Origin of the sequence: Nocardia sp. AB354 (genome assembly GCF_049538315.1) — a bacterium.
Classification (GTDB): Bacteria; Actinomycetota; Actinomycetes; order Mycobacteriales; family Mycobacteriaceae; genus Nocardia; species Nocardia nova.
The window spans coordinates 255,100-276,806 of the sequence record NZ_JBMVFU010000009.1 but is presented as its reverse complement, the minus strand read 5'-3'; the positions used below and the strand labels follow the sequence as shown (position 1 = coordinate 276,806).

Here is a 21,707-nt window from a genome sequence, read left to right as displayed (position 1 = left end):
CGGCCCGGCGAACGGCCGGGGAGGATCTTCTGCCCGCAGCGTGACAATATAATATATAATGTTGTAAGCTGGGTTCGACCGCGGGAAACCGGGGAAGCACCCTCATCGAATCGAAAGGACTCGTCATGGCCGGCCTCTACTTCGAGGAGTTCGAACCCGGAACCGTCATCGAGCACGCGACGCGGCGCACGGTGACCGAGACCGACAACGTCCTGTTCAGCACGCTGACCCTCAATGTCGCGCCGCTGCACCTGGACGCCGAGTACTCGAAGAACTCCATCCACGGCCAGCGTCTGGTCAACAGCCTGTTCATTCTCGGGCTGGTGTCGGGCATCACCGTGCCCGACACCACCCTGGGCACCACCCTGGGCAACCTGGGTTTCCAGGAGGTGAAGTTCCCGGCGCCGGTCTTCCACGGCGACACCATCCGGGTGCGGACCGAGATCGTGAGCAAGCGGGAATCCAAGAGCCGCAACGACTCCGGCATCGTGAACTTCCGGCACCAGGGCATCAATCAGCGTGACGAGGTGGTCTGCGACTGCCTGCGCGCCGGCCTGATGCTGAAGCGTTCCGCCGCGCCGGAGCCCGCGACCGCGTCCTGATTCCGACAGACCAGTCGCGCCGAGAAAGGATGTGCCCGATGCGAGGACCAGGTCCCGCCGATTCGACCCGACCGTCGGTATGGATGCCCACCGACGACGTGCGTGCCCGCAGCCGCCTGTTGACGGCGATGGCGAAGTGGGGTTACAGCAACCTCGCAGAGTTGCACCGGGCGTCGGTCGATGATCCCGAATGGTTCTGGCGCGCCGCGATCGAGGATCTCGGTATCGAGTTCGCCGAACCGTTCGACCGGGTTCTCGACGACAGTGACGGCACGCCTTTTCCGCGGTGGTTCCCGGGCGGCCGGCTCAATCTCGCCACCCTGTGCGCGCATCGCCACGCCACCGGACCGATCGCGGACAAGATTGCGGTCGTCTACGAGGGGGACAACGGCACCCGCCGCACGCTGACCTATGCCGAACTCGACGGGCAGGTCCGGCGGTTCGCGGCCAACCTTGCCGCACTGGGTGTTTCGCAGGGGGACCGAGTGGTGCTGTTCGCGCCCGTCGTTCCCGAAACCATCGTGGCGTTCCTGTCCTGCGCGATGATCGGCGCCATCTCGGTCCCGGCCTTCACCGGTTACGGCCCGGAAGCCCTCGCCGCACGCCTGCACGACTCCGAAGCGGTCCTGCTGATCACCGCCGACGCAACGACGCGCCGCGGAAAAGTGGTGCCGTTGAAGGAGACTGCCGACGAAGCCCTGCAGTCGGCCCCGTCCGTCCGCCACAGCGTGGTGGTCCGTCATCTCGACAACGACGTCGAGATGCGCGACGGACGCGACATCTACTGGGACGAACTGCCGGCTAACCCGGAGCAGGTGCCGACGGTGCAGGTCGAATCCAACGACCCGCTCACCATCGTCTACACCTCCGGAACCACCGGGCGTCCCAAGGGCATCGTGCACTCGCACGCCGGATTCGCGGTGAAAACCGCCGTCGACTTCGGCTACAGCTTCGACGTGCACGACGACGACGTCATCGCCTGGATCTCGGATATGGGCTGGCTCGTCGGACCGATGCTCATCGCGGGCGGGCTTCAACTCGGCGCCACCGTCGTGTTCACCGAGGGCGTGCCCGATCATCCCACGCCCACGAGGATGTGGGAGATCATCGACCGCAACGGCGTCACCGTACAGGGTGTGGCGCCCACCGCGATGCGGCTGGTCATGGCCCGAACCGACGGCGCCCCAACCGGACTGGACACGCTGCGAACCTTCGTGTCCACCGGCGAGGCGTGGGACGAGCCGACCTGGCGCTGGTTGTTCGAAACCGTCGGCGGCTCCAAGCGGCCGATCGTCAACTTCAGTGGCGGCACCGAGGTGGGTGGCGGCCTGCTGGTCGCCTATCCGTTCCTGCCCATCGACCCCGCCTCCTTCAACGCGCCGCTGATCGGCTCGGACATGGCCGTCCTGGACGGTGACGGAAAGCCGGTGATCGGCGAAGTCGGCGAACTCGCCGTCCTCAACACATTCCCCGGTATGACGCACGCGTTCTGGCAGGACCGCGAACGGTATCTCGAAACCTATTGGAGCTTCTGGGAAGACGTATGGGTGCACGGTGACCTGGCGGCGGTCGACGAGGACGGAATCTGGCATATCCACGGCCGCTCCGACGACACCATCAAGGTCTCCGGCCGTCGCGTCGGTCCCGCCGAGATCGAGGCGGCGCTGCTCAAGGATCGCCGCATCGTCGAGGCCGCGGTCATCGGCGAGCCCGATCCGCAGCGGGGCCAGCGGGTCGTCGCCTTCGTAGTCACCGGCGCCGGTACCGATCACGACGACCTGAAGACCACCGCCGTGCACAATATCGGCCGTTCGTTCGCTCCGAGTTTGCATGTGGTGCAGGCACTTCCGAAAACCAAGAACGGCAAGATCATGCGCCGCGCCATTCGTTCGCGCTATCTCGGCCTCTCACAAGGGGATCTGTCGTCCCTGGATCCCGCCACGCCCATCGACGGCATCCCGACCCGATCAGGAGATCAACAGTGACACTCACCGACGCAGACGATCTGGAACTGGTTCGCCAGAATACCCGCGAACTGGCCCGCAAGTTCGGCTACGACTACTGGCGCGAGAAGGACAAGAAGGGCGAATACCCTTGGGAATTCGTCAAGGCATTCGCCGCGGCCGGATGGCTCGGCGTCATGATTCCCGAGGAGTACGGCGGCCTGGGGCTGGGCCTGACCGAGGCGGGCATCATGTTGCAGGAGGTCGCGGCCTCCGGCGCCGGTATGAGCGGCGGCTCGGCCATCCACTTCTACGTCTTCCCGCCGGCGCCGATCCTGCGCTACGGCTCGGAGGAGATGAAGCGCGAATGGCTGCCGAAGCTGGCCTCCGGTGAGATCCTGATGGCCTTCGCCGTCACCGAACCCACTGCGGGCGTGGATACTTCGCGTATCCGCACCAAGGCCACCAAGACCGAGGGCGGCTGGGTGATCAACGGGCAGAAGGTGTTCATCACCAACGCCCAGAACGCGCACAAGATCCTCATCGTGGCGCGCACCTCGCCCCGTGACGAGGCCAAGCCGCTCGACGGCATCACCCTGTTCTTCACCGATCTGGACCGCAGCAAGATCACCGTGCGGGAGATCGAGAAGCTCGGACGGTCGGCGATCGACTCCAACGAGCTGTTCATCGACAACCTCGAGGTGCGCGACGACGAGGTGATCGGCGAGGTCGGCCAGGGTTTCAAGTACCTGATCGACGGCCTGAATCCCGAGCGCATCGTGGTCGGCCTGGAAGGTGTCGGCCTGGGCCGCGCCGGTCTGGAGCTGGCCACCCAGTACGCCAAGGACCGAGTCGTCTTCGACCGGCCCATCGGCAAGAACCAGGCCGTCGCCCATCCGCTGGCCGACTCCTGGATCCGGCTCGAGGCCGCCGAACGGGTCTGCATGCACGCCGCCGAACTGTTCGAGGCGCACAAGCCGTGCGGCAAGGAGGCCGCGGCCGCGAAATACCTCGGCGCTGAAGCCGGTTTCGAGGCATGCGACCGCGCGTTGTCGACCTTCGGCGGGTACGCCTACTCCAAGGAGTACCACGTCGAACGGCTGTGGCGTGAGGTTCGCCTGCTGCGCAACGCGCCCTTCTCACAGGAGATGGTGCGCAACTACATCTCGCAGCAGGTGCTAGGACTCCCGAGGTCCTACTGATCACCCCTGCAGGGGATCTCGGGCACGACGCCGGCCGCCGTCAGTCACAGGTCGCGGCCGGCGTCGTCTTCCAACGAAACAGGAGTGTGTGGTGATGAGCGGACCGCTGACCGGCGTGCGGGTTCTGGTCCTGGCCGGCATGGGCCCGGTGCCCTTCGTCGGCATGTTGCTGGCGGATATGGGCGCCCAGGTGGTGCGGGTGGTGCGGCCGCCGCATCGGTCCGCGCGTGCGCTCGGTCAAACCGACGGGTTGCGTGAGGAATTCGACGTGGTCAATCGCGGCGGTGACGCGATCGCGGTGGACCTCAAGGATCCCGAGGGCGTCGAGAACGTGCTGCGGCTCATCGCGGGTGCGGACGTGTTCATTGAGGGCTATCGGCCCGGGGTGGCCGAACGGCTTGGGCTGGGGCCGGAGGTGGTGCTCGCCCGCAACCCCGAAATCGTCTACACCCGGCTGACCGGCTACGGCCAGAACGGTCCGCTGGCGACCGAAGCCGGGCACGACATCAACTATGTCGCGCAGACCGGCGCGCTGCACGCGATGGCGCGGGCGGGTGAGGCGCCGCGTCCGCCGATCAATCTGCTCGGCGACTACGCCGGCGGCGCGGCGATCGGCGCGTTCGGTATCGTCTGCGCACTGCTGGAGGCGTGGAAGTCCGGCCGCGGCCAGGTTGTGGACGCGGCCATGGTCGACGGTGTTGCGCTGCTGACCGCGAAACTCCAGGGCCTGCGGGCGGCCGGACTCTACAGCGACGAGCCGGGTACGAACTACCTGGACTCCGGCGCTCCCTTCTACGACACTTACCGCTGCGCGGACGGCAACTACCTTGCCGTCGGCGCGCTCGAACCCGACTTCTACGCCGAATTCCTGGTTCGCCTCGGCGTCGACACGACCGGCTGGCCCGCACAGGACGACCGGGAAAACTGGCCGCGGCTGCGCGAGCTCATCGGCGCCGCGATCGCGACGAGGTCCCGCGCGGAGTGGGCCGGGATCTACGAGGGCACCGACGCCTGCGTGACCCCGGTGCTGACCTTCGATGAGGCGGCCGAGGATCCGCACAATGCCCAGCGCGAGCTGTTCCAGCGTGTGCACGGCGTGCTGCATCCGGCGCCCGCGCCCCGGTTGAGCCGCACTCCCGCCCGCGCGCCCTCGGTGCCGCGCACCGACCATCTCGACGTGGCGGGACTGATCGCCGACTGGACCGGATCCGACCTGTCGCGCGACGGCGAATACGTTGCCGCACAAGCTGTCTCGAAGGAGAATCGCGCATGAGCGCACCGCTGTCGGGAATCACCGTCCTGGGGCTCGAACAGGCCATCTCCGCGCCGTTGTGCACTCGCCATCTGGCCGACCTCGGCGCCCGCGTGATCAAGATCGAACAGCCGGGCTTCGGCGATTCCACTCGCCACTACGACCGGGTGGTGCGGGGGATGGCCGCGCATTTCGTGTGGCTGAACCACGGCAAGGAATCCGCGACGCTCGATTTGACCGATGCCGCCGATCAGGAGGTGTTCACCGGGCTGCTGGAACGGGCCGACGTGCTGGTGTCGAACCTGGGGCCGGGAGCTCTGGGCCGGCTGGGGTTCGAGCCAGAGGAGCTGCTGCAGCGGTATCCGCGCCTGATCGTGGTCGACATCTCCGGCTACGGCCGGGGCGGGCCGCTGGATCACAAACGCGCCTATGATCTGCTGATCCAGGCCGAGGCGGGGTCGTGTGCCATCACCGGGACGCCCGGGGCGCCGGCCAAACCCGGTATTCCGGTCGCTGATGTCGGGACCGCCCTCTACGCCTATTCCAGTGTGCTGGCCGCGCTCTACGACCGCGACCGCACCGGCCGCGGAGCGCTGATCCCGATCGCGATGCTCGACGTCGTCGCCGAGATGATGGGCTTCGCGCTGAATCAGGTGCTGCACGCGGGGACCGAACCGGAACCGGTCGGCATGGGGTCGCCGATGATCGCCCCGTACGGCGCCTATCCGACCGCCGACGGTCAGACCGCCGTGCTGGGCACCACCAGTGATCGCGAATGGCGCCGCCTCACCGAGGATCTGCTCGACCGTCCCGATCTGGCGGCCGACCCGCGCTACAAGCACAATCACGATCGTGTGGCCCATCGCGCCGAGCTGGACGAGATCGTCGGCGCGTGGTGCGCGCAGCGCGATCTGGCCGATATCCAGCGCTTGGCCGATGCCGCCGGCATCGGCAACGCCCGGCTCAACGGGGTGCGGGAGCTGGCCGACCATCCGCAATTGGCCGACCGGGGCCGGTGGCGCGAGGTCGGCTCGCCGGTGGGTCCGCTGCCGGCGCTGTTGCCGCCCGCGCTGGCGCGTGACTGGTGCGCCGTTTCCGGAAGCGTGCCCGAGCTGGGCGCCGATACGGATGCCATTCGCAAGGAATTCGGTGGCGCGCGCGGGGATGTGGGCCCGCGGTCGAGCGAAGGCTGAGACGGCCGGAGGCTGAGCAGGGGCGTTCCGTTCCGGAAAGCATGAGGCATAATGCATAACAAGTGCCGACCGGAAAGGACCGAGTGTACATGGACTCGACGACGCGGAGTTTACCGCGGAGCTCGAACGCTCAGCGCCAGCAGCTCTCGGAGGATGTCGCGACGTATGTGCGCGAGCTGATCATCACGGGGCGGGTCCGGCCCGGTGACTTCCTGCGCACGGAGCCGATCGCGGAGGCGGTCGGGGTGAGCAACACCCCGGTGCGCGAGGGACTGCTGCTGTTGAGCGGTGAGGGTTTCGTCGAACTGGTCCCGCGGCGCGGATTCATGGTCTCAGCCTTCAGCCGCCAGGACGTGCGCGACATCTTCTGGGCGCAGGCGTCGCTGGCCGGCGAATTGGCCGGGCGCGCAGCGAAATTGATCAGTCCGGCGCAACTCGAGCATCTCGCCGACGTCAATACCCGCCATGCCGAGGCGGTCGCGAAGGGGTCCGACCCGGAGCTGGTGGTGCAGCTCGGGCACGAGTTCCATCGCACGATCAATCTGGCCGCGGATTCCCGCCGTCTCGCCATGCTGCTGCGCTCGATCGTGCGGCAGCTGCCCAACCGCTTCTACAACGACATCGAGGGCCACAGCAAGGACACGATGCAGCAGCACCCCGCGATCCTGGAGGCGCTGCAGAAGCGGCGCGCGAAGGCGGCCAACACCCTCATGCGCGATCACATCATGGAGGGCGCCGACGAGCTGGTCGCCATGCTGGAGGCGCAGGGCCTGTGGTCGGAGGAGGAGAAGTCCACCGCGTAGGGCGGCCGATAGCTTGTGCAAGCGGGGCGGGCCGAACGGTCCGCCCCGCTTTGCGTCGGCGACCACCGTTCCTCGGCCGGGCGGCCGCCGAGATGCCCGGGGTCAAGTTTTACGCAAAATGCGTAATATCTGAAATTTCCCTCGGGATCCGTCGTGACTCGATACGATTCCGCAGGTCGGTTCGGCGGTATGTCGTTGTGACCGGCCACATTACGTCGGTCTTGCTCGATGCTCGGAGGGTCACCGTTGACCATGCCATCGCCCGGTGCCACGTCCTGCCCGGTCCCGCGCAGGGTGCCGTCCAACGAGGACGGACTCCGAACTCCGATCTACACAGCGGAATTCGCCGCCGATCCGTACCGGGTGTATCGAGAGTTGCGGGCTCGATACGGGGCGCTGGCGCCGGTCGAGCTCGCGCCCGGGGTGCCCGCGACGCTCGTGATCGGCTACGAGACCGCCCGGCGAATCCTCAACGACCCGGACCACTTTCCGGCCGATCCCCGGGTGTGGCAGCGTGACATTCCCGCCGACTGCCCGGTGTTGCCGCTGATGGAGTGGCGCCCCAACGCCTTTCGCAGTGCGGGCGCCGACCATGTGCGCTATCGCGTCCCGACCGTCGAGGCGCTGAACGCCTTCGACCTGTTCTCCTTGCACAGCACCGTCGAAAGGATCGCGGTGCCGTTGATCAACGAGTTCTGTGAGACGGGCACGGCGGAACTGATCGGCCAGTACGCCTATCCGCTGACCTTCGAGGTGGTCAACACGATGCTCGGCTGTCCGGCCGATATCGGGCGCAGGGTGGCGGAGGGCATGGCCGCGATATTCGACGGCTCGGACACCGATGAGGCCGATGCGAGGCTGGTCGCGGCGTTGGCCGACCTGATCGCCTTCAAGCGGAAGGAGCCCGGCGACGATATCACCACGCGCTTGCTGCGCCATCCGGTCGGTCTCGACGACGCCGAGCTGAACAGCCAGCTGTTCAGCTTCTACGGCGCCGGCATCGAACCGCTGCAGAATCTGATCGTCAACACCCTGAGCATGCTGCTGACCGATGAGCGATTCGCCGGCGGGCTGCTCGGCGGCAGCCTGACCACCCGTGCGGCACTGGACGAGGTGTTGTTCACCGATCCGCCGCTGTCGAACATGTGCACCACCTTTCCCCGGCAGCCGATCCTCATAGACGGTGTCTGGCTGCCCGCGAACGAGCCGGTCGTGATCAGCATGGCCGCCTGCAACAACGATCCCGCGACCGGCACCGGCGAATACTTGGACAACAATTCGCACCTGTCGTGGAGTATCGGACCGCATGCGTGCCCGGCCCGCTCGGTGGCCTACCTGGTCGCTCAGGATGCCATCGACCAGCTCGTCGACGCCCTGCCCGAGATGACACTCGGCGGCGCGGAGCTGACCTGGCGTCCCGGCCCGTTCCACCGCTCGCTGACCGCGTTGCCGGTGACGTTCCCGCGGTCGCCTCGGATGCCGGTGTGAGCACGCGGGCGGATCGCGAAGCTGATTCACTCGGGAGATGAGTCTTTCAGCGCATCTCGAAAGGATCGGCCTGCCGATCGTCGAACAGCAGCGCGCACATCCCACGGTGGCCGGGATCGCCCGCGGCGATCTGCCCGCGCCGGTCTTCCGGTCTTGGCTCGAGCAGGATTATCTGTTCCTGCTCGATTACGTCCGGGTGTTCGCGCGCCTGGCCTGGCAGGCGCCGCCGGCGCATCTGGGCGATCTCGTGGATCTGGCCCACGCCACCTATCACGACGAGCTGGCCTTGCATCGGTCGCTGGCGGCCGAGTTCGGCGCCGACCTCGACGGTGCGGTGAAAGGCCCTGTCTGCCAGGCGTATACGACGTTCCTCCTGGATTCGGCGGCCTCGTACGCGGAGGGGCTGGCGGCGCTGTATCCGTGCATGTGGGGCTATTCGACCCTCGGCGCGATTCTCGCGCGCGAGCTGCCGGTGGAGCCGCGCTACCGCCGGTGGGTCGAGACCTACGCCGACCCCGGATTCGCGGCGCTGACGCGTCGCTGCGGGCAGATGCTCGACGAAACCGGCGCCGACCAGGCGCGGGCAGAGGTCCTGTTCCTCGAGGGCATGCGGTACGAGCTGGCGTTCTGGGACGTTCCCGAAGTTCAGTGAACCGCAGTTTGAATATAATATATAATTACTGCTCGGGTCGATGTTGCTGCGCAGTGCCGCACGCCGGCCCGCGACAGCACGTAGGGGGCTCGGCCAGGTAGGAGGCTCGGCCAGGTAGGAGGCTCGAATGACGGCCACACCGTTCTCGGCGCAGTACTGGAGCGAGATCGAGACGATCTCCCCGGCGGATGCGGCGGTGATCCAGAACGAGCGGCTGCGGGAGCAACTCGCGCACCTGTCCGCGAACAGCGCCTTCTACCGCGCGAAATTCGCCGACCACGGTGTCGATCCGGCAGCGGTGCGCGGCGTGGAAGACCTTGTCTCCCTTCCCTTCACCGAAAAGCAGGAGCTGCGCGACAGCCTGGCGCAGTGCCCGCCGCTGGGCGCGCACGTCGCGGTTGGCGATTCCGATATCGTGCAGATCCAGGCATCCTCGGGCACCACCGGTAGCCCGTCGTATGTCGCGCTGACCGCCGAGGACATCGTCACCTGGTCGGAATTGGGCGCACGCGCGCTGTACGCCAACGGTTTCCGGCCCGGTGACCGCCTGCTGCACGGCTTCGGGATGAGCAAGGGTTTCGTCGGCGGCCTGCCGATCATCCAGATCCTGCAATACATGGGCATCGTGGATATTCCGATCGGTGCGGAGGCGGGCGCGGAACGGCTGCTGCGCGTGCAGGCCGATCAGCGACCGAACGCGCTGATCGGAACGCCGAACTTCCTCGCCCACCTCGCCGAGCAAGCGCCCCGCATCGTCGGCCGTCCGGCCCGCGAACTGGGCGTGCGCACCATCAGTGTCGGCGGTGAACCGGGCGGCGGATCGCCCGCCATCCGCGAGAAGCTGGAATCGCTGTGGGGCGCCACCGCGCGAGAGATGCTGGGCGGCACCGATATCGCCTGCACCTACTGGGGCGAATGCGACGCCGCCGACGGCATGCATTTCCTGTCACCGGATCTCATGGTGGCCGAACTGATCGACCCCGTGAGTGGCGACCGCGTCGAACCGGTCGCCGGCGCCCAGGGCGAACTGGTCTACACCGCGCTGCGCCGCCGGGCCTCGCCGCTGCTGCGCTTCCGCACCCGCGATCACGTCGTCGTCACCGGCACCGACTGCGCGTGCGGCCGGACGGGATACAAGGTCCGCTGCATCGGCCGCACCGACGACATGCTGATCGTGCGCGGCATCAACGTCTTCCCCTCGGCCATCAAGGATCTGATCCTCGAGCTGGTCCCGGAGACGACAGGGGAGATGCGCATCCGCCCCGACTTCGAAGGCCACTCCACCCAGCGCCCGCTGCCCCTGGTCGTCGAATACGCCGACGGCTCGAGCGAGGAAGCGCGAACCGGCCTCCGAGCCACCATCGAACAGCGGATCCGTTCGGCCCTCAACGTGAAAACGGTTGTGGAGCTGGTGCCTGAGGGCACGTTGAAGCGTCCGGATCATGTGAAGGTCGCGTTGATCGAGCGGTGAGCGGGCCGCGACTGGAGGAGCTTGCGAGAGCAGACGGTGCGCTCGCACTCCTCGAACCTCAGGACCACGTGTACGTTCTGTGCCACAGAAGAATATCCGGGCGGCTCTGCGGCGCGCTCGCGCAGGCGGGGCCGGTGCCGCGCTCATCGGGACGCGCGACGAAGCGGCTACGCGGTGCGCCGGCGTGGGACGGGTCGGTAATGCGCCCACCGGTATTCGATCCGCTCCCGGGGTGTGAGCCCGCCCCAGATGCCGTGCGGCTCATTGGACATGATCGCGTGGTCGCGGCAGCGGGCGAGCACGGGGCAGCGGGCGCACAGTTGTCTGGCGGCGGCCGTATCGGACTCGTCGTCGGCGTAGAAGGCGTTCACGTCGTGGGCGCGGCAGGCGGCGCGTAGCTGCCAGTCCCAGGCGTCGGTACGGGGCGCTGGGAGTTCGAGTGGCTTCTCGCGGGACAACGGAGGTCCTTCAGTATCGGCGGAGGGAGTAGCGGCCGACGGCGCGGCGGGCGTTGGCCACGGCGGAGGCGGTGACCGTGCCGATGACGCCGTGGCGGTCGAAGGCGACCGCGGTGCCGACGGATATGCCGTGATGTTCGACCCGCTCGGTCAGTGCCAGACCGAGTTCTGTGCCGCGCGGCAACCGTGCGATCGTCATGGTGACGTCCGGGTTGATGAACTCGAGTCCCGCACTGCCGAGGTTGGAGATCAGGTTCGTCACGTCGGCGATGGAGGCGGCCAATTGGAACGGCGTCAGGGATTCGCCGTACACGACGGGAATCGGGAAGTGCCAGATCTGTTTTCGATCGATGGTAGCGAAGTTGTCGGTCCATTCGCCCCAGCCGTGTTCGGGGTCGAAGTACAGCCGTTCCCGATCGCCGGGGGCGTGATCGGCGGCCGGTGGGGTAGGGGTGGCGCCGCCGGACCAGACCGCGCCTGCCGGCGTCTCGCTCGGGCGCAGGTAGAGCGCGCTCGCTCGGGCGACGGGTTCGCCATCCTGGTGCAGGACGGCGTCGATCAGGCACACCCGTGGCCCGTCGCGCATGACCGTGGCCGAGGTGGTGGACGGCTGCATTCTCGCCGCCCGGAACATGTCGAGAGTCCATCGCACGGGTTGCAGGTCCCCGCGCCCCAGGGTGTCGACCGTGCGCTCGGCTTCGCGGGCGAGTGCGCCGCTGACGGCCAGGCCGCGCATGTGTTCGGCACCCCAGCCGCTGGCGGCGCCCGGTTCGGGATGTAATTCCTCGGTATCCCCGTATTTCACGCGGAAGAACGCACGATCCATGCGCTGGCCTTCCTTTCTGGTCGACAGCCTGCCCCGATAGCCGGCGGTCGGGGCGTTGCGCCGGATTCGGCGGTTCGGTGAACTGGAGATCCGGATCGGTCTTGTAGTACTTAATATATAATGTTTTCATTGGTTTCGGTATTCGAGATCGGTACGGAAGGACGGACATGAGCCGCTATACGCGCTTCGAGCACCTGCGGGTGGATGGCCCCGACGAGGCGGGGGTCGCCGAGCTGGTGTTCGATGCCCCGAATCTGAACGCGGTCAGCGAGGGTGCCCACGCCGATCTGGCCGAGATCTGGCGCGAATTCGACGCCGACCCGCAGGTCAAGGCCATCGTGATCCGCGGTGAGGGTAAGGGCTTGTCGGCGGGTGGCTCGTTCTCGATGGTCGAGGCGATGCGCGACGACTACGAGGTACGCACGCGCGTGATGCGGGAGGCCCGCGATCTGGTCTACAACCTGCTCGACTGCACCAAACCGATCGTTTCCGCCATCCACGGGCCTGCGGTCGGCGCCGGACTCGTCTCCGCGATCCTCGCCGACGTCTCGGTGACGACCAAGACCGCCAAGATCATCGACGGTCACACCCGGCTCGGGGTGGCCGCCGGAGACCATGCCGCCATCTGCTGGCCGCTGCTGTGCGGTATGGCCAAGGCCAAGTACTACCTGATGACGTGCCGGCCGCTGAACGGCGAGGAGGCCGAGCGCATCGGCCTGGTCTCGCTGTGTGTCGACGCCGATGCCGACCTGCTGCCGACCGCGCGGGAGGTGGCGCGCGAACTCGCCGCCGGCGCTCCGACCGCGATCCGGTGGACCAAACAGTCGCTGAACAACTGGTACCGGCAGGTCGCCGGGTCCATCTTCGACGCCTCGCTCGCGCTCGAGTTCTACGGCTTCGGTGGCCCCGAGGTCCGCGAGGGCCTGGCCTCCCACCTCGAGCATCGCAGCCCGAAGTTCTGAATCACCGAATTTCCCAGAAGGAGAGAACCTTTGAAGCCGTACCGTTCCATGTTGTTCGTGCCCGGGCACAAACCCACCTGGGCTGAGAAGGCGGTCGCCGCCGGCGCCGATGCGCTGATCCTGGATCTCGAGGATTCGGTGCCGGCCGCGGAGAAGGCCGATGCCCGGGTCACCGTGCGCGAGACCCTCGGCCGGCTGCGTGAGCAGAACGTGCGACCCGACGTGTGGGTGCGGCCCAACAGCTACGACAGCGGGCATTTCGGCGCCGATGCCGAGGCCGTCATCGTGCCGGGTGTGGCGGGTCTGTTCCTGCCGAAGGTGTACAACGCCGAAGAGGTCCGGCGCATCGACGCCGTGGTGTCGCACATCGAGGAGCGCGAGGGCCTCGAACCCGGCTCGGTGGGCCTGATCATCAGCTTCGAAACCGCGGTGTCGGTGGCGCACTGCGAGGAGATCGCCGAGGCGTGCCCGCGAGTGTGGAGTCTGCTCGGCGCCACCGGCCCGAACGCCGACGTGGGTCGCGAACTGGGTTTCGAATTCACCCTGGAGGGCCTCGAGACGCTGTATCAGCGCAGCCGCATCGTCGTCGCGGCCCGTGGGGCCGGACAGACCCATCCGGTGACCGGCGTGTGGCAGGACATCAAGGATCTCGACGGTTTCCGTCGGTTCGCCGAGGATTCGCGGCGGCTCGGCTTCCGGGGCATGGTGTGCATCCACCCGTCGCACATCGCCATCTCCAACGAGGTGTTCACCCCGTCCGAGCAGACGGTCGACTACTACCGCCGGATGATCGCCGCCTTCCGTGAGGCGGAGGCCGCGGGTAGCGGTGCGGTCGACTTCGAGGGTGTGCATATCGATCTGGCTCATGTGAAGACCGCCGAGGCGGTGATCGAACTGGCCGACGCGATCGGCGTGTAAGCGGTAGCGACGATGCCACCGGCTCCGGGAGGTGACCTCTCGGGGCCGGTTTCGCGTGTCGAGGGGGTGAACTAGGTGCTCTCGGCCGTCCACGGCCCGCTGCGCTCCAGCATGCCGAGCACGCCCTGAGCGCCGTCGAGGATGTGCTTTTCGGTCAGCTCCCGGACGCGGTCGGAGTCGCGCTCGCGTAGCGCCTCGATCATCTGCGGGTGATCGTTGCCGATGGCGGCCAATCGGCCCTCCAGTGAGGCGTAGAAGCGATTCGGCAGATGCCGCACGACCGAGCCCAGGAGCAGGGTCAGGCGGTGCGAGCTCGCCGCCAGATTGATGTGGCGATGGAATTCGTGGCCGTGCACGGCGATGGCATCGCGATCGTCGGCGGTGATCGCGTCGTCGAGCCGGGCATTGATCGCCTCGAGCTCGCCGATCTGCTCGGCGGTGATCGTCGTCGCGGCGCGCGCGGCCAGCTCTGCGGCGAATTGTGCCTGCGCCCAGAACAAGTCGTACACATCCTGCGGGGTCACCGGTGCCACCACGAATCCCCGACGCGGTACCAATTCGACGAAACCCTCACTGCGCAGCGACAGCAGTCCCTCGCGCACCGGCGTATTGCTGACCCCGACGGCCGCGGCGATCGGTTCCATCCGCAGGAATTCTCCCGCGCGTACCTGTCCGGACATGATCAATTCCCGCACATAGGACGCCACCTCGTCGGGCAGCTGCTGCCGGCCGCCGCTGCCGCGGATATGAGTCGAGTTGTCGGCCACGCCAAGCCTCCCGGTGGGGTGTGAGCGCACATGATCGGCGCTCCAATACATAATATATAAGATTTGTTACGAATAGTGCCTGTTCGCGCCGTCACTACCCCGAATACGGCGAGAGCCCCGCGCGAGTACGCCTCGCGCGGGGCCCTGCGTCCCTGCCAGGGTGGGCCGCTACGGTCCCTGTCAGGTGAGTAGCACCAATGTGTCCGCGACGCAGGCCGGTTTGGCCGCGTCCGCGGCCTGCACCACGTAGCGCGTGGTGAGGATGGCGCCGGCCGGGGTGTCGCGCAGATCGGTGAAGGTCGCGGTGCAGGACAGGGCCGAATCCACCGGCACGGGGGCCGGGAATCGCACCTTGTCCACGCCGTAATTGACCCGGGCCGTGCCGAATTCGAGCGCGAACAGCTGCGCACCGAACTGCGGCAGCAGCGACAGTGTCAGATATCCGTGGGCGATAGTGCGGCCGAACGGTCCTTCGCCGGCGCGGACCGGGTCGACGTGGATCCACTGGTGATCACCGGTCGCCTCGGCGAAGGCGTCGATACGTGCCTGGTCGACGATCAGCGGATCGCTCGGGCCCAGCTGTTCGCCGAGCGCGGCGCGGACCTCGTCGAGACCCGCGAAAGTGCGAATCATGGTGTGGGCCTCCTTATCCGAGATCGATCTCGACGGTCGCGTTCGGACCGCCCGCCACGCCGCCGGGACCGAACAGTTCGATCCGCAACGCCTTGTCGTCCTGCTCGGTCCGGAACTGGGCGGACTGAGCGCAGAACAGGGGAGCGCGGTTGCGGTGCCGCAACCGCGCCGGGCGTCCGATCTGCCCGGCGAGGCGCCGGACCTCGGCGGCGGCCAGCGTGATCAGCGGTCCGTGAACGACCAGGCCCGGATAGCCCTCCACGCGCGTCGCATACGGCCAGTCGTAGTGGATGCGGTGCGCGTTGGCGGTGGCCGCGGAGAACCGCATCAGCAGCGTCGGATCGGTGGCGAAGTCCCACGCCGTATCCTCGGCGCGTCGCAGCGGGCTGCCCGCCGGCGTCAGGGCCGCCGCCTCGGCCACCGGAGCCTCGGCGGATGCTGCCGGGCCTGCCTCGCGATAGATGAGGTCCTGGCGCTCTTCGAGGGCGAGTTCACCACCGTCGCGATACAGCCGGGTGCCGACAACCACGACGACCAGCTTTCCGGAACGTCCGGACTTCTCGGTCACCGATTCCACGCGCGAGACCCGCCGCACAGTCTCGCCGACGTGAATCTCGCTGTGCCAGCTCACTTCTCCGCCGGCGAACATGCGCCGCGGCAGATCCACCGGCGGCAGGAAGCTGCCACGGACCGGATGGCCGTCGGTGCCGATCTGCGAGGAGACCGGCCAGCGCGGCAGCGCCACCCAATGCCACATCGGCGGGAGTTCGTCACCAGGGCCGGGGGCCGGCAACCCGTCGTCGAACAGCGACGCCAGGGTCGCGACCGGGCTGGGGTCGATGAGTTCTTCGGTGGTGACGGTGTGCGGTTCCCACTCGGGCACTACATGAACCTTCCGCCGGTGACCTCCAGGACGGTGCCGGTCATATACGACGACAGGTCCGAGGCGAGAAACAGTGCCACCGAGGCGATTTCGCCGACCTCGCCGGCGCGGCCCATCGGTATCTCGGCCATCTTCTGCTCCCAGACCTTCTCCGGCATGGCCTCGGTCATGGGAGTGCGGATCAGGCCGGGCTGGATGGCGTTGATCCGGATGCCGTGGTGGGCGACCTCTTTCGCGGCGGCCTTGGACAGCCCGACGATTCCGGCCTTGGCGGCCGAATAGTTGGTCTGCCCGACCAGGCCAACCTTGCCTGACAGCGAGGACAGGTTCACGATCGCGCCGCGCTTGCGCTCGCGCATGATCGCCGCCGCCTTGCGGGTGCCGTTCCAGGTGCCCTTGAGGTGCACCGAGATGACCTGGTCGAACTGCTCTTCGGTCATGGTGCGCATGGTCGCGTCGCGGGTGATGCCGGCGTTGTTGACCATGATGTCGAGGCTGTCGTAGGTGTCGAGCGCGGCCTGCAACAGGGCGTCGACGTCGTCGGAATCGGTGACGTCGCAGCGCACGCCGATGGCCTTGTCCGCGCCGCCGAGGCGTTCGGCGGCCTGCTTCACGGTGTCGGCGTCGAGGTCACCGAGCACCACCCGGGCGCCTTCTTCGATGAACTTCTCCGCGATGGCGTAGCCGATGCCCTGGGCGGCGCCGGTGATGACCGCGGTGCGGTTGTGCAGCAGTGGTTGTGACATGTCGGACTCCGTTTCGTCGGGTCGTCAGGAGCGGGCAGTGCCCGCCTGTAGCAGGATGCGGTGGGCGCGGTCTACGACCGGTTTGTCGATCATCTGCCCGTGCAGTACGGCGACTCCGTCGGCCGTGGTCGCCTCCATTACCGAAGTGGCCCAGCGGATTTCGTCGGCGCTCGGACGCAGCGCGGCGGCCGCCGTCACGACCTGCCGGGGATGGATGCAGAGCTTGCCCGCGAATCCGAGGCGGCGGGCGTAGTTCACGTCCGCGGTCAGAATCTCGGGCTCGTCGATACTGCCGGTGACGCCGTCGATCGGCCCGGACAGCCCGGCGGCGGCCGAGGCGAGCACCAAGGCGCTGCGAGCCGCCGCCAGTGCTTCGCGGTCGGACGGGTCGATGCCGAGCTGGGCGGCCAGGTCGAAGGTGCCGATGGCCAGGCGTCGCACCTCGGCGGCGTCGGCCAGTGCCGCCGCGTTGAGCACACCGCGCGCGGTCTCGATGAGCGCGATGAAGACCGGGGAGTCCAGTCCCGCCGCCGCGTTCAGCAACGCGCCGGGCTCCTCGGCCTTGGGGATCATCACGATGGCACGGTGTTGGGCCAGCATGGCGAGATCTTCCGCGTACCACCGGGTTCCGGCCGCGTTGATGCGCACCGCACTCCGGTTTCCGCCGGCGAGCCACTGGTGCACGTAGTCACGGGCCTCGTCCTTGCGATCGGGCGCGACCGCGTCCTCGAGGTCCAGCACGACCAGATCCGCGCCGGCCGCCTGCGCTTTCGCGAACCGGTCCGGTCGGTCACCGGGCACGAACAACCAGGTCGCCGCGGTGTCGACCACAGCCGCGCCGACTGAATCCTGTTGAGCTGCGGTCATTTACGCTTCCCCGCTTCGCGCACCAGCCCGCCGCCGATGATCAGGCGCTGGATCTCACTGGTGCCCTCGTACAGGCGCAGCAGTCGCACGTCGCGATAGATGCGCTCGACCGGGACCTCGCGCATATAGCCGGTGCCACCGTGGATCTGCACGGCGAGGTCGGCGACCTTACCGACCATTTCGGTGCAGAACAGTTTCGCCGCCGAGGGGCCGATGCGGCGGTCCTCACCGCTGACATACCGGGCGGCGGCCTCACGCACCAGTGCGCGGCCGGCCATCACCCCGGTCTGCTGATCGGCGATCATCGCCTGCACCAACTGGAATTCACCGATCGGCCGACCACCCTGGGTGGCCGAGGCGGCGTAGGCCACCGACTCATCGAGGGCGCGCTGGGCCGAACCGACGGCGAGCGCGGCGATGTGCACGCGGCCGCGAGCCAGCGAGGTCATCGCCGCGCGGTATCCCACGTCCTCGGAACCGCCGACCAGCGCAGCGGCCGGTACCCGCACGCCGGAGAACACCACATCCGCGGTCCAGGCGCCCTCCTGGCCCATCTTCTTGTCCTTGACACCGACCTCGAGGCCGGGGGTGTCGGCGGGCACCAGGAACACCGCGATGCCGGGGCCCGATTCGTCGGCGGGACGGGTGCGGGCGAAGACCACGAACAGGTCGGCGATCGGCGCGTTGGTGATGAAGCGCTTCTGGCCGTCGATCACCCAGTCGTCACCGTCGCGCACGGCTTTGGTGCGCAGTCCCGCCGGATTCGAGCCCGCGCCCGGTTCGGTGAGGGCGAAGGAGGCCACGACCTCACCGGAGGCGATCCGCTCGAGCCACTGCGCCTTCTGCTCGTCGGTGCCGAAGTTCACCAGCACCTGACCGGCGATGCCGTTGTTGGTGCCGAACATCGAGCGCAGCGACAGCGAGGTGTAGCCGAATTCCATCGCCAGCTCGACATCCTGGGTGAGGTCGACGCCTAATCCGCCCCACTGCTGGGGGATGGCGTAGCCGAACAGGCCCATCTCGGCGGCCTGCTTGCGCAGATCGTCCGGGATGGCGTCGGCCTCCATGATCTCCTGTTCGCGCGGCACGACCTTGGTGCGAACGAATTCGCGCACATGTGCCAGGATCGCGCTGAAGTCTTCGGGGCCCACCTCGGGCATGTCGATCACCGTCCTTTGCTCGCTTGAAGAATATTATATAAAATGTATACGCTGCAAGTGGTGCGCACGCGGTGCGGCCATGAGCCAATTCGATCGGAATGGGTGTGAGTACGTTGTCGAATCAGCAATATCTACGGCGGGTCGCGATCGTGCAACCGCTGCGAACCCCCGTCGGAACCTTCGGCGGCGCGCTGCGTGACGTCCCGGTCGAGGATCTGGCGGCGACCGTGGTTCGCGAGGTCGTGGGCCGCTCCGGCGTCGACCCCGAACGCATCGATGATGTGGTCTTCGCGCAGTCCTACGCCAATTCCGAGGTTCCGTGTGTGGGTCGCTGGGTGGCGCTGCACGCCGGACTGCCGATCGGGGTGCCGGGAATGCAGCTGGATCGCCGCTGCGGCGGTGGTCTGCAGGCGCTGGTGACCGGGGCGATGATGGTGCAGACCGGCGCCGCCGACGTGGTGCTGGCCGGTGGCGTGGAATCCATGAGCCGCATCGAGTACTACTCGACGGCCACCCGCTGGGGCGCGCGGGCGGGAACGGTCTCGCTCTACGACCGTCTCGACCGGGGGCGGGAGCGCTCGCAGCCCGAGGAGCGGTTCGGCAAGATCTCCGGAATGATCGAGACGGCCGAGAATCTCGCCTCCGATTACAAGATCGATCGCGACAGCGCCGACGCCTATGCCGCCCGCAGTCATCAGCGCGCCGCCGCGGCATGGAAGAACGGACGCTTCGACGACGAGGTGGTGCCGGTGTCGGTGCCGCAGCGCCGCGGCGAACCGCGAATCTTCGCCACCGACGAGGGCGTGCGGCCCGACAGCACCACCGAGACCCTCGCCAAGCTGCGCTCGATCGCCCCGGGTGGCACGGTGACCGCCGGCAACGCCAGCCAGCAGAACGACGCCGCCTCGGCCTGTCTGCTGGTGGCCGAGGATCGGCTGGACGAACTCGGGCTGACTCCGATCGGCTATCTCGGCAGCTGGGCCGCAGCGGGCTGCGATCCTTCGCGGATGGGGATAGGGCCGGTGCCCGCGGTCGCGAAACTCGCTGCGCGCCAAGGACTCGACACCCGGCAGTTGCTGAACGGGCTGGATCTGGTCGAGCTGAACGAGGCGTTCGCGGTGCAAGTCCTCGCGGTGCTGGAGGGCTGGGGCTGGCGCGATCACGACCGGCTCAACGTCAACGGCTCGGGCATCTCGCTCGGCCACCCGATCGGCGCCACCGGTATGCGAATGGTGACCACGCTGCTGCACGAACTGCATCGCCGCGGCGGCGGTAAGGGGCTCGCCACGATGTGCATCGGCGGTGGTCAGGGACTTGCCGCCACCGTCGAAGCGGTGTAGTGCCGCCCTTGTAGGCTCTGGAAATAAAATATATAATTCTTGCCATGGCGGGGCTCGGCCTCTCATCGGCGCGCGAAGGAGAACGATGATCACCCTTACCCCTGACGAACAGGAGATCGTTGCCCTGGTCGGCAAGTTCGTTGACGAGAAGGTCCGGCCTCGGGTACGGGAGTTCGAGGCCGACGACATCTATCCGGGCGAGCTGATCGACGAGATGAAGTCGCTCGGCTGCTTCGGTCTGCTGGTGCCCGAGGAGTTCGGCGGCATCGCGGTCAGCACGGCCTGCTTCGCGCGTGTCACCGAAGAGCTGGCCCGGGGATGGATGAGCATGGCCGGCGCGATCGGCGGCCATTCGGTGATCTCGTATCTGGTGCGGACTTTCGGCACCGACGAGCAGAAGGCGCACTTCCTGCCGAAGATGGCGACCGGCGAGATCCGGGCGACCATGGCGCTCACCGAACCCAGCGGCGGCAGCGACCTGCAGGGCATGCGGACGTACGCGCGCGCCGACGGTGACGATCTGGTGATCAACGGCAGCAAGACCTGGATCTCCAACGCGGCGCACTCCGGCCTGATCGGCCTGCTGTGCATCACCGACCGCGAGGCGAAACCCGCGCACAAGGGTATGAGCGTGGTGCTGGTCGAGCCGGGTGACGGCATGATCATCTCGAAGAAGCTGCCCAAGCTCGGCTACCGCGGTGTGGAGGCCTGTGAGCTGGTCTTCGACAATATGCGCGTGCCGAGCTCGTCGATCCTGGGCGGCACGCCCGGTGTCGGCTGGAACCACATGATGCGCGGCCTCGAGGTCGGGCGTGTGCAGGTCGCCTCCCGCGCGGTCGGCGTCGCCCAGGCCGCCCTCGCCGACGCGACCGCCTACGCCCAGCAGCGCGAATCCTTCGGCAAGCCGATCTGGCAGCACCAGGCCGTCGGCACCCACCTCGCCAATATGGTCACCAAGGTCCAGGCCGCCCGCCTGCTCACCGCCGACGCCGCCGAGCGCATCGACCAGGGCCTGCGCGCCGACATGGAAGCCGGCATGGCCAAGCTGTATGCGTCCGAGGCTGCGATGGAGGTGGCTCTCGACGCCATGCGCGTCCACGGCGGCTACGGCTTCTCCAAGGAGTACGAGGTCGAACGCTACTTCCGCGACGCCCCGCTGATGATCCTCGGCGAGGGGACCAACGAGATTCAGCGCAATGTGATTGCCGCCCAGCTGATCTCGCGTAACAAGGTGACCGACCGGGGCTGAGATCAAGGTCCGGGGACGAACCCCGGGCGCGACCCGTTCGGGCAGCGTCAGTTTCTCGGCGGCGCCGGTTACGCATAACCCTCGGCGAGCCCGCCGGGGAGATCCAGCGCAATGCGGTTGCTGCCCAACTGATCTCGCACGAGGTTACGACCGCGACCGAGATCAGCCGAAAGCCCGGCCGGCGCCACAAGCAGCCGACCGGGCTTTCGCGTGTTCGGGTCGTTGCTACCCGGGGCGGCGACGGGCAGAGTGGGCCGGATACGACCTGCCTGGACGGACCGACGGAGCACCC

General features: G+C 67.6%; 21 protein-coding genes. 13 read left to right on the top strand and 8 right to left on the bottom strand.

All coding sequences use genetic code 11. From position 1 onward, the window contains the following. The first annotated feature begins 125 nt into the window (after positions 1-125). The 9 genes from ACPCUW_RS16125 to ACPCUW_RS16085 all read left to right on the top strand — a co-directional run bounded on the left by ACPCUW_RS16125 (position 126) and on the right by ACPCUW_RS16085 (position 10,606). On the top strand, positions 126-602 hold the full coding sequence (locus ACPCUW_RS16125) for a MaoC family dehydratase (RefSeq protein WP_063063416.1): 477 nt from the start codon (positions 126-128) through the stop codon (positions 600-602). Between the two features lie 83 nt (positions 603-685). Continuing rightward, positions 686-2,587: an AMP-binding protein gene (locus ACPCUW_RS16120; RefSeq protein ID WP_423425646.1), complete on the top strand. Its 1,902-nt coding sequence runs from the start codon at positions 686-688 to the stop codon at positions 2,585-2,587. After that, a complete protein-coding gene (locus tag ACPCUW_RS16115) occupies positions 2,584-3,747 on the top strand; it encodes an acyl-CoA dehydrogenase family protein (RefSeq protein WP_062996793.1) in 1,164 nt (387 codons plus the stop codon). Before ACPCUW_RS16120 ends, ACPCUW_RS16115 begins: the two co-directional genes overlap by 4 nt. Positions 3,748-3,841: 94 nt before the next feature. After that, positions 3,842-5,020 (top strand): CaiB/BaiF CoA transferase family protein, encoded by a 1,179-nt coding sequence (locus ACPCUW_RS16110; RefSeq protein WP_423425644.1) that lies wholly within the window; start codon positions 3,842-3,844, stop codon positions 5,018-5,020. Further along, the gene (locus ACPCUW_RS16105; protein WP_423425642.1) at positions 5,017-6,192 is read left to right on the top strand and encodes a CaiB/BaiF CoA transferase family protein; all 1,176 of its coding nucleotides are present in this window, start codon (positions 5,017-5,019) and stop codon (positions 6,190-6,192) included. Before ACPCUW_RS16110 ends, ACPCUW_RS16105 begins: the two co-directional genes overlap by 4 nt. An 89-nt stretch (positions 6,193-6,281) precedes the next feature. Then, a complete protein-coding gene (locus ACPCUW_RS16100) occupies positions 6,282-6,995 on the top strand; it encodes a GntR family transcriptional regulator (protein ID WP_423425640.1) in 714 nt (237 codons plus the stop codon). Positions 6,996-7,247: 252 nt separating this feature from the next. After that, the gene (locus tag ACPCUW_RS16095) at positions 7,248-8,483 is read left to right on the top strand and encodes a cytochrome P450 (protein ID WP_423425639.1); all 1,236 of its coding nucleotides are present in this window, start codon (positions 7,248-7,250) and stop codon (positions 8,481-8,483) included. 37 nt (positions 8,484-8,520) lie between these two features. Beyond that, positions 8,521-9,135 (top strand): TenA family protein, encoded by a 615-nt coding sequence (locus tag ACPCUW_RS16090; RefSeq protein WP_423425637.1) that lies wholly within the window; start codon positions 8,521-8,523, stop codon positions 9,133-9,135. A 127-nt stretch (positions 9,136-9,262) separates the two neighbouring features. Then, entirely contained in the window at positions 9,263-10,606 is a 1,344-nt protein-coding gene (locus ACPCUW_RS16085; RefSeq protein WP_423425636.1) for a phenylacetate--CoA ligase family protein, read from the top strand. Between the two features lie 167 nt (positions 10,607-10,773). Here the strand turns inward: ACPCUW_RS16085 and ACPCUW_RS16080 are convergent, their stop codons facing one another. Further along, a complete protein-coding gene (locus ACPCUW_RS16080) occupies positions 10,774-11,064 on the bottom strand; it encodes a WhiB family transcriptional regulator (protein ID WP_423425634.1) in 291 nt (96 codons plus the stop codon). A gap of 10 nt (positions 11,065-11,074) precedes the next feature. Beyond that, positions 11,075-11,890, bottom strand: a complete 816-nt coding sequence (locus ACPCUW_RS16075; protein ID WP_423425632.1) for an acyl-CoA thioesterase domain-containing protein — start codon at positions 11,888-11,890, stop codon at positions 11,075-11,077. A gap of 167 nt (positions 11,891-12,057) precedes the next feature. Here ACPCUW_RS16075 and ACPCUW_RS16070 point away from each other — a divergent pair, with 167 nt between their 5' ends. After that, a complete protein-coding gene (locus tag ACPCUW_RS16070; protein WP_387251607.1) occupies positions 12,058-12,852 on the top strand; it encodes an enoyl-CoA hydratase/isomerase family protein in 795 nt (264 codons plus the stop codon). A gap of 30 nt (positions 12,853-12,882) precedes the next feature. Beyond that, the gene (locus tag ACPCUW_RS16065; protein WP_063063405.1) at positions 12,883-13,770 is read left to right on the top strand and encodes an HpcH/HpaI aldolase/citrate lyase family protein; all 888 of its coding nucleotides are present in this window, start codon (positions 12,883-12,885) and stop codon (positions 13,768-13,770) included. Between the two features lie 71 nt (positions 13,771-13,841). Here the strand turns inward: ACPCUW_RS16065 and ACPCUW_RS16060 are convergent, their stop codons facing one another. From ACPCUW_RS16060 to ACPCUW_RS16035, 6 genes are all read right to left on the bottom strand, one after another. Beyond that, complete coding sequence (locus tag ACPCUW_RS16060; RefSeq protein ID WP_063063404.1) at positions 13,842-14,537, bottom strand: GntR family transcriptional regulator; 696 nt, start codon at positions 14,535-14,537, stop codon at positions 13,842-13,844. Between the two features lie 180 nt (positions 14,538-14,717). Then, positions 14,718-15,170, bottom strand: a complete 453-nt coding sequence (locus tag ACPCUW_RS16055; RefSeq protein WP_423425631.1) for a MaoC family dehydratase — start codon at positions 15,168-15,170, stop codon at positions 14,718-14,720. 13 nt (positions 15,171-15,183) lie between these two features. After that, positions 15,184-16,053 (bottom strand): FAS1-like dehydratase domain-containing protein, encoded by an 870-nt coding sequence (locus ACPCUW_RS16050; RefSeq protein ID WP_423425630.1) that lies wholly within the window; start codon positions 16,051-16,053, stop codon positions 15,184-15,186. Next, positions 16,053-16,799 carry a 3-oxoacyl-ACP reductase FabG gene (fabG, locus tag ACPCUW_RS16045; protein WP_423425628.1) on the bottom strand — a complete coding sequence of 249 codons (747 nt, stop codon included), beginning with the start codon at positions 16,797-16,799 and terminating at the stop codon, positions 16,053-16,055. The genes ACPCUW_RS16050 and fabG overlap by 1 nt, the downstream gene beginning before the upstream one ends. A 24-nt stretch (positions 16,800-16,823) precedes the next feature. After that, positions 16,824-17,666, bottom strand: a complete 843-nt coding sequence (locus ACPCUW_RS16040) for an HpcH/HpaI aldolase/citrate lyase family protein (protein WP_423425627.1) — start codon at positions 17,664-17,666, stop codon at positions 16,824-16,826. Then, on the bottom strand, positions 17,663-18,826 hold the full coding sequence (locus tag ACPCUW_RS16035) for an acyl-CoA dehydrogenase family protein (protein ID WP_423425626.1): 1,164 nt from the start codon (positions 18,824-18,826) through the stop codon (positions 17,663-17,665). The genes ACPCUW_RS16040 and ACPCUW_RS16035 overlap by 4 nt, the downstream gene beginning before the upstream one ends. Positions 18,827-18,930: 104 nt before the next feature. Here ACPCUW_RS16035 and ACPCUW_RS16030 point away from each other — a divergent pair, with 104 nt between their 5' ends. Next, positions 18,931-20,166, top strand: a complete 1,236-nt coding sequence (locus ACPCUW_RS16030; protein ID WP_232329181.1) for an acetyl-CoA C-acetyltransferase — start codon at positions 18,931-18,933, stop codon at positions 20,164-20,166. 85 nt (positions 20,167-20,251) lie between these two features. After that, positions 20,252-21,415, top strand: coding sequence for an acyl-CoA dehydrogenase family protein (locus tag ACPCUW_RS16025; RefSeq protein ID WP_423425625.1), 1,164 nt, complete (start codon positions 20,252-20,254; stop codon positions 21,413-21,415). Positions 21,416-21,707 lie beyond the last annotated feature (292 nt).

What these genes read in the sequence shown, in the direction of transcription:
- ACPCUW_RS16125 (WP_063063416.1), top strand. Translation starts at nt 126, where the DNA reads ATGGCCGGCCTCTACTTCGAGGAGTTCGAACCCGGAACCGTCATCGAG.
- ACPCUW_RS16120 (WP_423425646.1), top strand. Translation starts at nt 686, where the DNA reads ATGCCCACCGACGACGTGCGTGCCCGCAGCCGCCTGTTGACGGCGATG.
- ACPCUW_RS16110 (WP_423425644.1), top strand. Translation starts at nt 3,842, where the DNA reads ATGAGCGGACCGCTGACCGGCGTGCGGGTTCTGGTCCTGGCCGGCATG.
- ACPCUW_RS16105 (WP_423425642.1), top strand. Translation starts at nt 5,017, where the DNA reads ATGAGCGCACCGCTGTCGGGAATCACCGTCCTGGGGCTCGAACAGGCC.
- ACPCUW_RS16100 (WP_423425640.1), top strand. Translation starts at nt 6,282, where the DNA reads ATGGACTCGACGACGCGGAGTTTACCGCGGAGCTCGAACGCTCAGCGC.
- ACPCUW_RS16095 (WP_423425639.1), top strand. Translation starts at nt 7,248, where the DNA reads ATGCCATCGCCCGGTGCCACGTCCTGCCCGGTCCCGCGCAGGGTGCCG.
- ACPCUW_RS16090 (WP_423425637.1), top strand. Translation starts at nt 8,521, where the DNA reads ATGAGTCTTTCAGCGCATCTCGAAAGGATCGGCCTGCCGATCGTCGAA.
- ACPCUW_RS16085 (WP_423425636.1), top strand. Translation starts at nt 9,263, where the DNA reads ATGACGGCCACACCGTTCTCGGCGCAGTACTGGAGCGAGATCGAGACG.
- ACPCUW_RS16075 (WP_423425632.1), bottom strand. Translation starts at nt 11,890, where the DNA reads ATGGATCGTGCGTTCTTCCGCGTGAAATACGGGGATACCGAGGAATTA.
- ACPCUW_RS16070 (WP_387251607.1), top strand. Translation starts at nt 12,058, where the DNA reads ATGAGCCGCTATACGCGCTTCGAGCACCTGCGGGTGGATGGCCCCGAC.
- ACPCUW_RS16055 (WP_423425631.1), bottom strand. Translation starts at nt 15,170, where the DNA reads ATGATTCGCACTTTCGCGGGTCTCGACGAGGTCCGCGCCGCGCTCGGC.
- fabG (WP_423425628.1), bottom strand. Translation starts at nt 16,799, where the DNA reads ATGTCACAACCACTGCTGCACAACCGCACCGCGGTCATCACCGGCGCC.
- ACPCUW_RS16040 (WP_423425627.1), bottom strand. Translation starts at nt 17,666, where the DNA reads ATGACCGCAGCTCAACAGGATTCAGTCGGCGCGGCTGTGGTCGACACC.
- ACPCUW_RS16035 (WP_423425626.1), bottom strand. Translation starts at nt 18,826, where the DNA reads ATGCCCGAGGTGGGCCCCGAAGACTTCAGCGCGATCCTGGCACATGTG.
- ACPCUW_RS16025 (WP_423425625.1), top strand. Translation starts at nt 20,252, where the DNA reads ATGATCACCCTTACCCCTGACGAACAGGAGATCGTTGCCCTGGTCGGC.